At 70.4% G+C, this 14,722-nt stretch carries 9 protein-coding genes; all 9 read left to right on the top strand.

The features are described 5' to 3' along the window. Positions 1-57: 57 nt before the first annotated feature. The 9 genes from ACZ7LS_RS30805 to ACZ7LS_RS30765 all read left to right on the top strand — a co-directional run bounded on the left by ACZ7LS_RS30805 (position 58) and on the right by ACZ7LS_RS30765 (position 14,652). Positions 58-399, top strand: coding sequence for a hypothetical protein (locus ACZ7LS_RS30805; protein ID WP_382524398.1), 342 nt, complete (start codon positions 58-60; stop codon positions 397-399). 455 nt (positions 400-854) lie between these two features. Beyond that, positions 855-2,705: a phage tail sheath family protein gene (locus ACZ7LS_RS30800; RefSeq protein ID WP_382524396.1), complete on the top strand. Its 1,851-nt coding sequence runs from the start codon at positions 855-857 to the stop codon at positions 2,703-2,705. A 28-nt stretch (positions 2,706-2,733) separates the two neighbouring features. Next, entirely contained in the window at positions 2,734-3,258 is a 525-nt protein-coding gene (locus ACZ7LS_RS30795; RefSeq protein ID WP_382675389.1) for a phage tail protein, read from the top strand. 104 nt (positions 3,259-3,362) lie between these two features. Further along, positions 3,363-4,109, top strand: coding sequence for a T4 family baseplate hub assembly chaperone (locus ACZ7LS_RS30790; protein WP_382524394.1), 747 nt, complete (start codon positions 3,363-3,365; stop codon positions 4,107-4,109). After that, the gene (locus ACZ7LS_RS30785) at positions 4,102-4,872 is read left to right on the top strand and encodes a hypothetical protein (protein ID WP_382524392.1); all 771 of its coding nucleotides are present in this window, start codon (positions 4,102-4,104) and stop codon (positions 4,870-4,872) included. The genes ACZ7LS_RS30790 and ACZ7LS_RS30785 overlap by 8 nt, the downstream gene beginning before the upstream one ends. Positions 4,873-4,876: 4 nt before the next feature. Beyond that, the gene (locus ACZ7LS_RS30780) at positions 4,877-5,755 is read left to right on the top strand and encodes a Pvc16 family protein (RefSeq protein WP_385136085.1); all 879 of its coding nucleotides are present in this window, start codon (positions 4,877-4,879) and stop codon (positions 5,753-5,755) included. 34 nt (positions 5,756-5,789) lie between these two features. Next, on the top strand, positions 5,790-7,856 hold the full coding sequence (locus ACZ7LS_RS30775; protein WP_385136082.1) for an ATP-binding protein: 2,067 nt from the start codon (positions 5,790-5,792) through the stop codon (positions 7,854-7,856). Beyond that, positions 7,847-8,182, top strand: coding sequence for a hypothetical protein (locus ACZ7LS_RS30770; protein ID WP_385136079.1), 336 nt, complete (start codon positions 7,847-7,849; stop codon positions 8,180-8,182). The genes ACZ7LS_RS30775 and ACZ7LS_RS30770 overlap by 10 nt, the downstream gene beginning before the upstream one ends. Next, on the top strand, positions 8,179-14,652 hold the full coding sequence (locus tag ACZ7LS_RS30765; protein WP_385136077.1) for an eCIS core domain-containing protein: 6,474 nt from the start codon (positions 8,179-8,181) through the stop codon (positions 14,650-14,652). The genes ACZ7LS_RS30770 and ACZ7LS_RS30765 overlap by 4 nt, the downstream gene beginning before the upstream one ends. Positions 14,653-14,722: the final 70 nt, after the last annotated feature.

Raw genomic sequence — 14,722 nt, 5'->3', positions numbered from 1 at the left:
CGGGACACGGCGTACCGGTTCCTGGACACGGCGTACCGGGAGAGCGAGGAGAATGGCGTGGAGCCCGACAAGGAGAGCGCCCGCGGTCTCTACCAGATCGAGGGCTATCTGCTCTGGAGTGCGGAAATCGAGGACGTACGCCGGCAGGCGGCCCGCTTCACCGCGCAACTGCCCTGGCTGACCACGGCCCAGCGTGAGGACGTGGAGCGGGTCTACACCGCGGACCGGGCGGCGGCCTCCCGGGCGATGCTCGTACGGATCTCCGATCGCGCAACCGAACTGCGCCGCGAATACACCGCGCGCTACCGGCAGTTGAGAACGCGCGTGGTGGCGGCGGCGGTTGTGGCCGTCGGGGTGGCGAGCGGCGCCTGCGGTGCGGCCACGTATCTGACCCGCTGACACACGTCGCACAAACCGCGCATTCCTCATCATCAGGACACAAGGCGGCGCGCCGGACGAAATGTGATTCGGCTTGTTTCTCACGCAGGATCGAGCGGTCCTGTGAAGCGGTCGTGAATTCATCTTCATACCCTTCCGGCGACGCTCCTCTGACCACGCCCTATTACCTCCGAACGGCATCGCGGAAAATGATCAGTCGATGACCGAATCACTCTCTTGACCATCCCTTGACACACAATCCAGACTCGCAAGCGGCACTCATGCATCAGGAGCCACTGACGCATACGCGTGCGGCCTTCGCATACGCATGCGGATGGCCCTGCGAGACCGATATCGCACGGGGTGTGTGACGGGGAAAAAAACGGAGAGCGCGTAGGCCGGTCGGATCGGCGTATACGCGCGTTCCCCGAACTTCCTCTCCTCATCTCTTGGTGCGCGAAGGGAATGGAGGGGGAATGCCGACGCACATGGGCTATCCCGGCGTTTACATCGAAGAGCTTCCCAGCAGCACCCGTACCATCGCCTCGGTCACCACCTCGGTGACCGCGTTCGTGGGACACACCCGCCGGGGTCCGCTCAATCAACCCGTGCGGATCACCAGCTTCGCGGACTTCGAGCGCCGCTTCGGCGGGCTCACCTCCCAGAGCGCTGTCAGCTACGCCGTCCATCAGTTCTTCGGCAACGGCGGCTCGGTCGCCGTGATCGTGCGCGTGGCCAAGGCCGGCACCGGCGAAGAGGCCTGCGTCACGCTCGAATCCACCGAGGGGCACAGTCAGTGCCCGGTGCTGGAGGTGCGCGCCAAGGAACCCGGTGTCTGGGGCTCGGGGCTTCGGGTGGCCGTCGACCACGACACACCGACGCCGGACAGGACGTTCAACCTCCGGATCCTCGACGCGCGCGGCGGCGCCCGTGAGACCTTCACCGGGCTGTCGATGAACGCCGGCCACGGACGGTTCGTGGAGACGGTCGTCAACGCCGGTTCGTCCCTCGTCCGGGTGAAGGCCCTGGACGAGGACAGGCCCGACCCCTCCGGCACGGTCTCCAAGCCCTTCTCGGCGGAACTCCCCAACCTGAACGTTGAGTTGAAGGTCAAGATCGGCGACGTGGAGCGTGAGTTCACCCTCTACGACCCCGACCACGACGGCGAGGCACCGAGCGGCGTCACGGAACTGGCCCTCCTGCTGGAGCGCAAGCTGCGCTCACTCCCCGACGCCCCGGGCAAGCACACCTTCGCCGGCGCCGAGGTCACGGCGTTCGGCCGGCGGATCCAGGTTGTCGCCGGATCCGTCGACCCCGACGACGTGGTGCGGTTCGTCGGCGAGTGCGCCAACGACCTGGGCCTTGAGGCCTCGGTCAACCCGCCGGTCTTCCCGCTGCGGGGCGGCGAGGACGGCGATCCGCCCGGACCGCGCGACCTCATCGGCAGCGAGGCGAGCAAGACCGGAGTGCAGGCGCTGCGCGATGTGGACGACGTCAATCTGCTGGCCCTGCCCGAGCTTTCGGCGTACGAGTCCACCGAGGACATGGTCACCGTGCTCTCCGCGGCCGAGCAGCTCTGCCGCGAACGGCGGGTCTTCCTGCTCGTGGACTCGCCGTCCACCTGGGGCAGTGTGGACGCCGCGCGCGCCGGGATCGGCGCGTTCGAACCCGTACGCAGCGATCACGCCGCGTTGTACTTCCCGCACCTCCAGCTGACGGACCCGCTCACGGGACGGCTGCGCGCCTTCCCGCCGTCGGGTGCCATCGCCGGGGTCATCGCCCGTACCGACGGAGAGCGCGGAGTCTGGAAGGCGCCGGCCGGAACCGAGGCGCGGCTCGCCGGGGTCCGGTCGCTGACGGTCAAACTCACCGACCGGGAGAACGGACTGCTCAATCCGCTGGGCGTGAACTCCCTGCGCACCTTCCCGGTGGTCGGTCCGCTGGTGTGGGGCGCCCGTACGCTCCAGGGCGCGGACGCGCTCGACAGCGAGTGGAAGTACGTACCGGTGCGCCGGCTCGCGCTGCACGTCGAGGAGAGTCTCTACCGCGGTCTCCAGTGGGTCGTCTTCGAACCCAACACCGAGCAGTTGTGGCAGCAGATCCGGCTGAAGGCCTCGGCCTATCTCAACGATCTGTTCCGGCAGGGCGCTTTCCAGGGCGGCACACCGCGCGAGGCCTACTTCGTCAAGTGCGACAAGGACACCACCACCGAGGCCGATATCGAGCGCGGAGTGGTGAATGTCGTGATCGGTATCGCGCCGGTCAGGCCCGCGGAGTTCGTGATCGTGAAGATCCAGCAGGTGGCCGGGCAGTTCGACCTGTCGTAACCGAGGAAAAGGAACACGAAGGAAACCGATGGCTGAGTTCCAGATCAACGCCCATCGCTTCGACCCCTACAAGAATTTCAAGTTCCTGGTCCTGTGGGACGGTCGAACGGTCGCGGGCATCAGCAAGATCAGTCCGCTGAAGCGCACCACCGAAGTGGTCAAACACCGCCACGGCGGTGACCCCAGCTCGCCGCGGAAGTCGCCGGGCCGCTCCGAGTTCGAGGGGGTCACGCTCGAACGCGGCGTCACCCACGACCCGGAGTTCGACCGCTGGGCCAACAAGGTCTGGCAGGTCGGGGCCGGGCTCGGCTCGGAGGTCTCGCTGCGGGACTTCCGCAAGGACATCATCATCCAGGTCCTCAACGAGGCCGGGCAGGTGGCCGTCTCGCACAAGCTCTACCGGGCCTGGGTGAGCGAGTACCAGGTGCTCGGCGAGCTGGACGCCAACGCGAACGCCGTCGCCATCCAGAGCGTCAAGCTCGAATGCGAGGGCTGGGAACGGGACTACGAGGTGGAGGAGCCGGTCGAACCCTCGTTCACCTATCCGGCCTGATCCGCGCGAGCCGTACCACCTGTGTCACCTGTGTCACCTGTGTCACCTGTGTCATGCGTACCACCCGTACCACTCGTACCACCTGCACACCGGAGGAATGAGCGATGACGCCGACGGGGCCGGCCGAGCTGCTCGCCACCTGGGAATCCGGGCTGGCGCAGCACGACGCGGGACGGTCCCTGCTGCTGCACCGGGCGGCCCGCCCCGGGGCCGGCACCGACGAGTTGCTGTCGATGCCGGTCGGCGCGCGGGAGGCGGATCTCTTCGCGCTGCGCCGGGCCCTGTTCGGCGAGCGCATGCAGGTACGCGTCGAGTGCGCGTCGTGCGGGGAGGCGATGGAGTTCGATCTCGACGCGACGCTGCTGGGCGTCCGGGGGCGCGCTCCTGACGGACCACTGCGGGTGGCGGAGGGCGACTGGGTGGTGGAGTTCCGGCTGCCCACCGTCGCCGACCTCGCGGCGGCCGGCTCCGCACCGGACGCGGCGGAGGCCCGTCGGCTGCTGGTCGCCCGCTGCGCGGTCTCGGCCGTGCGGGGCGGGGAGACGGTGCCGCCGGAGCGGCTGGCCGGGCTGCTGCCCGCGGACCTGCAACGGCGTCTCGCCGAGACGGCGGCGGAGGCGGATCCGGCGGCCGACGTGACGCTGAATGTCAGCTGCCCCGAGTGCGGCGGGGGCACGCCCGCCGAACTGGACATCACCTCGTATCTGTGGACCGAACTGGACACCTGGGCAAGGGACTTGCTGCTCGATGTCCATCTGCTCGCGAGCGCCTACGGGTGGAGCGAGCCGGAGATCCTGGCGCTCAGCCCGCTGCGGCGTCGTTACTACCTGGAGCTGTGTGCCGATGCCTGACTACTTCGACCGGCTGCTCGCCCGGTACACGCCGGTGCCCGGGGTGGGCGGCGCCGAGGGTGCGGAGGGGATCGGGGGCACCGAGGGCGCCGGGAGCAGGACGCGTGTCCGCCCACGGCTGCCCGGCCCGTACGAGCGGGTCGAGGCGCTGCGGTCCGGCCCGCAGGAGCCCGACGAGCCGGCCGCGCTGCTCCCGTCCGTCGCTCAGCCTTCCTCCGGTCCGGCCGAGTTGGTGCGCGAGCGACGTGAGGTGCGGACGGACCGGCACACGGTGGTACGGACCGAGGCGGTACGTCCGGACGGCGAGCACGAGCGGCCCGCCGGCCCCGACGCCACACCGAGCACAGGGCCGCTGTTCCCGCCGCTGTCGCACCGCGCTCCGGGGCCGCGACCGGCGTCGGGCGACAGCCCGCGCGCACCACGGCGGCCCGCGGCCCCCTCGGCATCCGGCTCGGAGCGGACGGCGCCCGCCACCACACCCCGTGCCGCCACCACTCCCCCGGCCGCCGCCGCGCCGCTCAGGCCGCGCGACGCCGACACCACCGCCGCCCGGGGCACCGCGCCGAACGGGGTGGGACGGCGCGCGCCCAAGCAGGCCGAACGGGTCGTCCACGTACAGATCGGCCGGCTCGAAGTGACCGCCGCGCCGCCGCCCGGCGGGAATCGCCCCGGCGCAGCCGACCGCCCCGATCACACCGGGCGGCGCGGGCCCGCGCTGACCCTGGACGCCTATCTGTCGCGCGGCGAGAAGACGAGGAACTGAGGCCATGAGCAACGCACTTGCCGTCGCGACGGTCACCCAGGCCCTGGCACTGCTGATCGAGAGAAATCTGGGGCCCGAGATCGATATCGCAGTCAAGGTGGAGACCCGTAAACCGCCTGCCGAGCCGCCTGCCGAGCCGACCGTCAATGTCTTTCTGTACCAGGTCACTCCGAACGCCTCGATGCGCCACACCGACCTGCCGACGCGCTCGTCGGACGGCACGCTGGTCAAGCGTCCCGCCGCGCCCCTCGATCTGCACTATCTGATCAGCGCGTACGGGGAGGAGGCCGAACTGATCGGCCAGCGGCTGATCGGGGGTGTGGTCAGGACCCTGCACGAAATCCCGGTCCTGCCCAAGGAGTTGATCGAGCTGGCGGCCGAGCGTCCGTATCTGGCGGGCAGTGATCTGGCCGAGTCGCCGCAGCTCGTGCGGTTCACACCGACGGTGATGGACATCGACGAGACGTCCAAGCTCTGGGGGATGCTCCATCAGACCCCGTACACACTGTCGGTGGCGTATCAGGCGTCGCTCGTGCTGATCGAGGGCCGCGAGCGGCCCGTACCGGCGAGACCGGTGGAGCGACGGACGGTACGGGCGCTGCCGTTCGGGTCACCGGGCGCGCCGGTGCCGCCGGTCGCGAAGGAACCGTCGGACGCCGACGCCGGCGACACCGTCACCGCCACGGAGAAGGAAACGAAGCCGGAGCCGGACACGGGGACGAAGCCGGGGACGAAGCCGAAGGCCGGCGCGCCCGCGAAGAAGCGCGCGGCGAGCAGGACCGCCACCGCCAAGACGTCGGCCAAGCGGGCCGCGTCCGGCTCTCGTACACGTACGCACACCCGCGGCAGGCCCGGCACGGGCGACGACGGCACGGAGAGCTGAGGCCGCGGTGCGCGAGACAGGGGCGGGTGAGGGCATGGGGACGTATGAGGGAGCGGACCGGGGCGCGGCGGAGGGAGCCGGTACGGACGGTCGCGCGCTGGCGGCGGCCGTACGGTCCGTCCTCGCGCGTGTCGACGCCCACGCGCGACGCGCGAAGGGCCGTACGCGACGGGCGGAGGACGACGAGCCCGCGGGCACGGACATCGACACGGGCGCGGGCGCGGGCGGCGGTACCGGTACCGGTACCGGGGCGGACACCGAAACAGGCGCCGGCACCGATCCAAGGGCTGGCGCCGGCAGCGGTCCAGGCACCCTGGACGCGCTCGTCCGGTGCTTCGGGCTCAGCGCGTTCGAGCGCGAGGTCATCCTGCTCGCCGCCGCCGCGGAGCTGGACCCCACCGCCGGCGCCCGGTGCGCCGCCGCGAGCGGCGATCCCGGCCGGGCGCACCCGACGTTCTCGCTCACCCTCGCCGCTCTGGCGGAGCCGCACTGGAGCGCGCTGACGCCCGTCGCCCCGCTGCGCCGCTGGCGACTGATCGAGCTGGACGACGAGACGCGGCTGACCACTTCCCGGCTGCGCCTCGACGAACGCGTCCTGCACTTCCTCGTCGGCTCGCCGTATCTGGACGCGCGGCTGCACGGCCTGTTGCGCCGTACGACCGCGCCGGACTCCCTCCCCGCCTCGTACGAACGGGCGGCGGACCGGGTCGCGGCGGGACTGGCGGGCGCCGGACCGTACGCCCCGTTACGTGTCGAGCTGGTCGGCGGTGACCTGCGCTCCCGGGCCGATATCGCCGCCGCGGCCGCCCGCCGTTCCGGGCTCGGTCTGTACGCGCTGGCCGCCGACGATCTGCCCACCGATCCGGCGGAACGCGACCGGCTGGCCCGGCTCTGGCAGCGTGAGGCCGTTCTGCTGCCCGCCGCGCTGCTGGTGGAGATCGGCGAGCCGGACCGCGAACAGACTGCCGCCACCGACGCGTTCGTCGAGAGCGCGGGCGTACCGCTGGTGGTCTCCAGCCTCGACCCGCGGCAGACCGCCCGGCCGCGCGGCGAGCGGGTGACCGTGCCGTCGCTGGACGCCGAGGAGCAGTTGGGGGTGTGGACGAACGCCTTTCAGGACGTACCGGCGGTGTCGGAGCACGACTTGCGGGGACTGGTCGAGCAGTTCTCGCTGCCGCCCCATCTGATCCGGTCCGCGGGCGCGGCCGTCGTACGGGATCTGTCCGGTGAGGACGAGCCGGACGCGGCCGGTCTCGCCTGGCGTGCCGGGCTCACCGAGGCCCGGATGGGGATGGACGAGCTGGGCCGGCGGATCGAACCTGACGCGGCCTGGGGTGATCTGGTGCTGGCGGAACGGCAGTTGAGGATCCTGCGCGAAATCGTCGCGCACGTACGGCAGCGGGCCACCGTCTACCAGGAGTGGGGCTTCGAGGCGACACTGCGCCGGGGCCTGGGCGTCACCGCGCTCTTCGCGGGCGGCTCCGGTACCGGAAAGACACTGGCGGCCGAGGTGATGGCGCGGGAACTGGGCCTGGATCTGTTCGTCATCGATCTGTCGCAGGTGGTCAGCAAGTACATCGGTGAGACCGAGAAGAATCTGCGCAGGGTGTTCGACGCGGCCGAACGGGGCGGCGCGCTGCTGCTGTTCGACGAGGCGGACGCGCTCTTCGGCAAGCGCAGCGAGGTGAAGGACAGCCATGACCGCTACGCCAACCTGGAGGTCAGCTATCTGCTGATGCGGATGGAGGCGTACCGGGGGCTGGCGATCCTCACCACCAACATGAAGCAGGCCCTGGACACGGCGTTCATGCGCCGGATCCGCTTCGTCGTCGACTTCCCCTTCCCCGGCGAGTCCGAGCGCGCGGAGATCTGGCGGCGGGTGCTGCCCGCGCGGGCGCCGATGAAGGGCATCGATCCTGAGCGACTGGCCCGGCTGACCGTGGCGGGCGGCTCGATCCGCAATATCGCGCTGTCGGGTGCCTTCCTCGCCGCGGAGGAGGGCGACCGGCTCCAGATGCGCCACATGCTGGAGGCGGCGCGCACCGAATACCTCAAGCTGGACCGCTCCTTGACGCCCACGGAGGTGCACGGATGGGTCTGAACGAGGCACCACGCACGTCCGAGGCACGGGCGGACACCGTACGGACGGAAACCGTACGGGCGGACACCGTACGGGTCGACATAGGCGAGTTGGTGCTCGACGGCTTCGATCACGTGGACCCCGAGCGGCTCTCGGCGGCCTTCCGGACGGAGTTGGCCCGCCTCGTACGGGACCATGGCGTACCCCTGGCCACGGACGGCGGCCGGGCCCTGGACGCCCTCTCCGGCCTGCCGTCCCTGCCCGCGACCACCTCACCGCGGCGACTGGGCGAGGCGCTGGCGCGCGCGGTGCACGCGGGACTCTCGGGGCGGGGTGAGTCACGATGAGCACCACGCACTCCGAGGAGCGCGACAACCGGTCGGCGAACGACAAGCGGCGCAAGCGCAAGGCCAGGACCACGTCCCGTACCCCGGAACCGAAGAACATCGTCAGCGGCGCCGGCCAGCCCCTGGACCTGAGCGTACGGCGCGAGCTGGAGGAGCGGCTCGGCCACGACTTCAGCCGCGTACGCCTCCACACCGACCGCGGTGCGGGCGCGCTCACGGAACTGCTGGGCGCGGACGCGGTCGCGGTCGGCCAGGACATCTTCTTCCGCGAGGGCACCTACCGTCCGGGCACGGTGGACGGACAGCGCCTGCTCGCCCACGAGTTGCTCCACACCGTCCAGAACCCTGACGGCCTGGGCGCGTTGCGCGCGGGCCGCGATCTGGGCGCGGTGAGCCTGCCGCAGCAGACCATGGAGCGCGAGGCGGAATCGGCGGCGCAGCGGTCCGTACGGGACGGAGAACCGGCCCCGGACATACGACGGGACGAGTCCACACCGGGCTGGCTGCGCTACGCGACGCTCGACGCCGATCTGCGGCGCCAGGAGCAGCTCGACCCGGCGACGCTGGTGGACCGGCTGACGAACAGTCTGCTGCGCTCGCTGCGCGGCGACCCGGAGGACCGGTCCAAGCGCGTACGCACGCAACTCGCCCGCTTCGGTCCCGAGTTGCAGGACGCTGTGCTGGACCGGCTGGAGCTGCGGCTGCTCCCCTCGGAGCGTGACCGGCTGATCGATCTGGTCGAGGAGAGCGAGGACAGCGGACCGCTCGAACTGGACGCCCTGAGCGCGCCGGCGGCCGTACCGGACGTCGTCGAGCCGCTGGAACGGGAACCCGAACGCTCGGTCGAGGCCGAGCGTCGGCCGAGCCCGGAGCAGGGCGAGACGATCGACCAGGGACAACAGGAGCAGCGGCGGCCGGCGTCGAACGGCGATGACCGTACGGCCGGGCCCGGGGCGCGGCAGCCGACCGGAACGTCCGGCGGCGCCTCGCGGAGGACGCAGGCGTCGGAGCAGGGCGGTGGCGGCCGGAGCAGCGCCAATGGCGACAGGACCGGCGCGGGCAAGAAGACCGATACGGGGTCTCAGCAGCAAAGCCGGAAGGACTCCGGAGAGGGTGTGGCTGCCCCTGAGGTCAGTGGTGCGCCCACGGCCGGCAAGGAGGAGTCCGCCGCGAAGAACAGACCCGGCGCCGTGGAGCCCTTGGTCGCGGGGGGCCAGCCGCGCGGGGCGGACAGGCGTCGCGAGGACGGTCAGGACTCGGCGGGGGTGGAGCCCGGCGCTCTGCTGAGGACCGCGGATCTGGGCAGCCGCAGCACGCTGGAAGGGATCCGTCCCCAGGACGCGGAGTTGGAGGATGAGCCGCCGGGCCCGGAGTCCGGTGCGGCCGGCGAGCTGGAAGAGCTCGAAGCGGAAGAGGCGTTCGACAGAGACAGCGCGTGGAATACCGAGATCAGACCTGAGGACTTTCTCCCCGCGTCCGACCTCGACGTGTCGGGTGTACCGACCGCGGACAACATCACCCCGGACCAGGGCGCCGGTCCGTCGACGCCGAGCTTTCCCGAGCCTCCCGGGACCAAGGCCGAAGAGGTGCAGGCGCGACGGGACGAGGAGGACGCGGCGGAGTCCGACTCCGGGGAGGACGAACTCTCGGGGCCGATGGGCGCCGACGGTGAGGCGCATGATTCCCCGGCGGCCCGCGCCGAGGCGGAGGGCCGGCAGCTCAACGCCCTCCAGGCCGAGAAGCCGGTCGGACAGGAGGTGGGCCCGCCACCCTCGTCCGACGGACCGGCCGGTGACCCTACCGTGCCTTCCGGACCGACACCTGAGGTGAGGGACCGGGAATCGGCGGCACCGGAGACGGAGCGGTCCGAACCGGACCAGAAGCCGGAAGCCCAGGAATCCGGGACGGCGGAACAGAGCCAGGACCGGGGGCAGAGCCAGGGGCAGGGCCGGGGCCGGGACCAGCCGTCGGCGGGCGGGACGGCAAAGTCCGGTACGGCCTCAAGTACGCCTTCGGGTACGGCCTCCGGCTCGCCCACCGCGTCCTCTCCTGCCGCTGCGACGTCCCCGACGCCGGACACGGGCACGTCCGAGGGCGCCCGCCAGAGCGGTGACGCCCGCTCGGGCGAGCAGGACTCCGGGACAGGCACATCAGGCGACGTCTCCCCAGCCCGGGACACCCATGTCTCAGGTGCGGGAGGGGCGGCGGGAACCACGAGCGGCGGTGCGCCGGAGCCGGGGGCGGAGGCCCCACGGTCGGAGGCTCCCACTTCGGCTCCCGAGCCCACGGCCAGTCCCACGTCGGAGGCGGCTCCCGCGGCCGCACCGGCCCCCTCGCGTTCGTCCGGCTCCGCGTCCTCACGGACCGTCAAGGGCGGGGGTGGCACGCGCGGCGCCTCGGGCGGTGGCGGAGGCCGCGGGGGCTCACGCGCCGCCGCACCGGCCAGGGCGAAGCGCGAACCGGCCGCGCCGAACCTGTCGCAGGTGTCACCGGAGGCCGGGCTCAGCACCGCGGCGAACCTCAAGCCGCACCGCGCCCTTGAGGCGCTGGGTGGTGTCAACGGAGCGGTGGACAGGACCGTCGGCGAGGAACACCAGGCGCTCCAGGCCGCGCCGCCGACGACGGAACGGCCGTCCGGTGCCCCACAGACGTTGAGCGGCGCGCCGAGCACCTCCGCGCCGGGCGAGTACTCCAGTGATCCGGCAGCCCAGGTCGACGCCCCCGAGCAGGAGGAGGCGGAGGTCGAGGGGGACCAGGCCCCGGAGGGCGAGATCCCGGGGATGGAGATCGAGGAGCCCGGCAAGGTCGAACTGGGCCTGGCGGCCGGTGGGCAGGCCGTCGCCGGGATCGTGAACGGAGTCAGCAATTTCGTCGGGGGCGGCGACCTCATCGACACCGACGCCCTCGTGGGCTGGATCCTCGACCTGCCGACCGAGGACGAGATGCTCGCACAGGCGTCGGTGGGCACGGCACCCGGCGTCGGACTGGAAGGGGAGACCGGTGGCCGCGTCGACGAACAGGGCGGTGAACTCGACGCCAAGGGGCAGGAACTCCACGCGTCGGGGCGGGACGACGCCGGCCGGCCGCTGGGCGAGGACCAGATCTATCCCGACGTACCGCGGGAGACGCTGACCGCTCGCGTACCGGGCGCCCAGGGGCGGGGCGGCGGCGCGGGCCGGAGCGGCGGCGCGCCGGTGGGAGGGCGGATCCCGCCGGAGGCGGTCTCGGAGGTCGCGGAACACGAACGCGGACCGCGGCTCCGGAGCGCGTTCAGCGACGGCCGGAAGTCGATGTCCGACAAGCGGCAGGCCAAGGACGACGACTTCAGGAAGTCACAGGAGCGGCACAGGCAGGACGTCCGCGGCGAGATCGAGACCAATACGAGGACCCAGACCGCGGAGCGCGAGCGGACCAGGGCCGAGGTCGAGGAGTCCCGGGCGCGGTGGAGGACGGAGCAGGACGGAGAACTCGACTCCCTCGGGACGAAGAAGAGCGACAAGATCGAGAAGATCCGCCAGGACGTCAAGGACAAGGAGGAGCAGACCGACGAGGACGTCGAGACGCGGCGGACGACGGATCAGGAGGAGATCGGACGGGAGAGGACCAGGGCGGAGGAAGGCGCCAAGAGCGAACGCGACACCGCGAAGAACGACTCGGGCAGCTGGATCTCCCGGGCGTTCGACTGGATCCGGGACAAGCTCAATGAGCTCAAAGACGCCATTATCAGGGTCTTCCGGGCGGCCCGCGAGGCGATCACCAGCCTGATCACGGACTTCAAGGGCACTGTTCTCGGCTGGATCGAGGAGGCCCGTGAGTTCATCATCGAGAAGTTCGAGGAGTTCACCGAGGCCCTGATCCAGCTGGGCAAGGATCTGCTCGACGGCCTCCTTGAGATCGCCAATGAGATTCGCGATCTCATCATCCGGATCCGCGACGCGGCGATCGAGCTGGTCAACGAGATCGCCGACGAGCTTCGAGAGATGGTCAACGATCTCCTCGACCAGCTCGGCGAGATGCTCAGCGGCCTCCTTGACGCGCTGCGCGAAGGTCTCCGGATGGCGGTCGACGCCGTCATGAGCGGGCTCAGGGCCATCATGGACTTCGCGCTCGGCCTGCTCAACGCGCTGGGCGAGTGGGCGTTGATCGCCGCCGACATCATCACCGACCCGGGAGGCTGGCTCAGCGGAGCCGCGGCCTCGGCGGAGGACGGTGCCAGGAACTACCTCTTCCAGGAAATCATCTCGGCGGTCAAGAACTGGTTCAACGAGAAGATCCAAGAGGTACTCGGCCTCCCCAAGGCGATCTTCGACGCGCTGCTCAACGGTGGTGTGAGCAAGGAGCAGATGGCCGAGGAGGCCTGGGCCGAGGCCCAGCCCCAACTGCCGTTCATCATCGGTGAGATCGTCATCACCAAGGTGATCGCCAAGCTCATCCCCGGCGCGGGCTGGGTGCTGGCGATCATCGACGCCCTGAAGGCGGCGTGGGGTGCGCTGAGCGAGATCCTGCAGGCCTTCGGCGCGTTCATGGACTACCTGAAGGCGGTCAAGGGCGGCAACGCGGGCCTGCTGTTCGCCAAGGCCGTGGCCTCGGGTGTGGTCGCGCTGCTGGAACTGGCCTACCAGGCGCTGCTGAGCGGGGTCGCCAGGTATGTGAAGAAGGTGGGCGACCGCCTGAAGGGAGTGGCGGAGGGCCTCAAACGGGACCCCGCCAAACCGAACACCCCGAACGCCGCAGGCGGTCCCCGGGCCGCGCCGCGTCCCCAGGACCCCACGCGCCCGAACAATCCGAACAGGCCACAGGCGACGGAGCGGCCGAGGCCGGACGACCAGCGGCGCAGGAACCAGGAGACACGGGACGCCCAGCAGCAAGCGCGGCGCACCGCCGACGAACTGAGGCGCCGACCGCCCCGCCCCGGCCGGCCCCCGCGCCCGTCCCGAGGCGCCACCGCCCGCCCCGCGACCCGCCGCCCCCAAAGCTCCCCCGCCCCGTCCACGCGCCCGCGACCGGACCGCCCGACCGACCGCGCGACCGACCGCGACCGCCGGAACGACCCCGACCGCACCGACGAGAACACCCCCCAGGACCGCACCCGCCCACGCCGCGAACCCGACAGCACGAAGCCAACACAGCGCCGCCGCCCCACATCGCCGGCGGCCAGGGCCATGAACCGCGCCAGGCGGACGGTACGGGCAGCCCTCAACCGCACCCGCAGGGCCAAAGACGCCCTGGGCCGCCGAGACACCGGCGACCGGCGCCGCCGCGACCTCGACAACAACGCCCGCCGCATGCGAGACGCCTACGCCCGCCGCCGCGACCTGCTGCGCCAGCAACAGAGGACGCGCCAGGAGCAGCGACGGCGGCAGCGGGATCAGCGCCGCAAGACGGAGAACTCCACCGAATCCAAGGTGGATCGCCTACGCAGGATCGTGGCCCGCATCCGCCCCGTCGAAGAGAGCAGGCTACGCAAGGGCGTTGCCCGGAAAGACCACGTGTTGGCGCTGGAAGCCATGCGGCGGTGGTACCGCCTCACCGAACTCAGCCGACAGCACCCTCCTCGGTTCGAGGTCGTGGCCAGGCTCAACCCCTCGCGCGGCGTCATCAGCGGCAGGGAAGTCCCGGAGGAGGGTTTCGACAACGCTGGATTCGACAGGGGCGACAAGACCGTCCCGGTCGACTGGCTTGAGGACACACGTCGCGACCCGAAGCTGCCTCCAGTGAATTCGCCGAAGTTCGAGGACAACAAGCTGGCTTCCGGATTCACTTCCGAGTACGTGAACCAAAAATTCGCCCTATCCGAACAGGACCGTAACACCAAGCGCACACCCGAGCCGTTTGGATTCCGGTATCTCAACACGATGACGAATCTCAAGGACAGCGAACGCTGGGACAGGACACACCTCTTGCCGTATGAACTGGGCGGCAACGTCAAGAACCAGAACCTCGTGCCGGCGAGGCACTATCAGAACATGAAGCTCAGGGTAACCGAAGGTCCGGCTGGAAAGTGGATAGCCAACGGGGCCAGGATCGTCTGGTATCAAGTGAACATCACCTACCACCCGAAGAAGGACCATCCTGGTGGAGGCGATCCAATTCAGGGGTTCCCGAACAAGCTGAACACGGCGTGGGGAAAGTACACGCGCAAGGCCGGAAAGAGCGGCGAGAGCCAATCCCACTGGGACCGGGGGCGCTCCGTGACCCAGGTATCGATTCCGGATATGGAGGAGCCTCCGGCCAGTGGAGTCGCTCCTGAAGTCGCAGTGAACGACGAAAAGGACACATACCGACTGAAGCTCGCCCTCGAAGCCCGGGATTCACACATGCGCGCCATCCTAAGGCTGCGGGAAGAACAGCGATTTAGCAACGAGACCGAGATGATGGACCGCCTGCAGAAGTACCAACCACGATTCAAACTGATCAAGATACAGCGCCGTCTCATCAAATTGAGAGGCGAAGGACGTCTACGGTTCTAGCGCTGCACGCCCATCCCTCTCTCCATCCATGCTCCGCGTCCCCACCCATGCTCCGCGCCGAAGGTGAACC

Source organism: Streptomyces sp. NPDC039430 (genome assembly GCF_055639435.1).
Note: the sequence above shows the minus strand (reverse complement) of the source record. Positions and strands in the feature narration are given on the sequence as shown.

Bases quoted from the DNA above. Each gene is read 5' to 3' on its own strand.
- ACZ7LS_RS30800 (WP_382524396.1), top strand. From the start codon at position 855: ATGCCGACGCACATGGGCTATCCCGGCGTTTACATCGAAGAGCTTCCC.
- ACZ7LS_RS30775 (WP_385136082.1), top strand. From the start codon at position 5,790: ATGGGGACGTATGAGGGAGCGGACCGGGGCGCGGCGGAGGGAGCCGGT.
- ACZ7LS_RS30795 (WP_382675389.1), top strand. From the start codon at position 2,734: ATGGCTGAGTTCCAGATCAACGCCCATCGCTTCGACCCCTACAAGAAT.
- ACZ7LS_RS30770 (WP_385136079.1), top strand. From the start codon at position 7,847: ATGGGTCTGAACGAGGCACCACGCACGTCCGAGGCACGGGCGGACACC.
- ACZ7LS_RS30790 (WP_382524394.1), top strand. From the start codon at position 3,363: ATGACGCCGACGGGGCCGGCCGAGCTGCTCGCCACCTGGGAATCCGGG.
- ACZ7LS_RS30765 (WP_385136077.1), top strand. From the start codon at position 8,179: ATGAGCACCACGCACTCCGAGGAGCGCGACAACCGGTCGGCGAACGAC.
- ACZ7LS_RS30785 (WP_382524392.1), top strand. From the start codon at position 4,102: ATGCCTGACTACTTCGACCGGCTGCTCGCCCGGTACACGCCGGTGCCC.
- ACZ7LS_RS30780 (WP_385136085.1), top strand. From the start codon at position 4,877: ATGAGCAACGCACTTGCCGTCGCGACGGTCACCCAGGCCCTGGCACTG.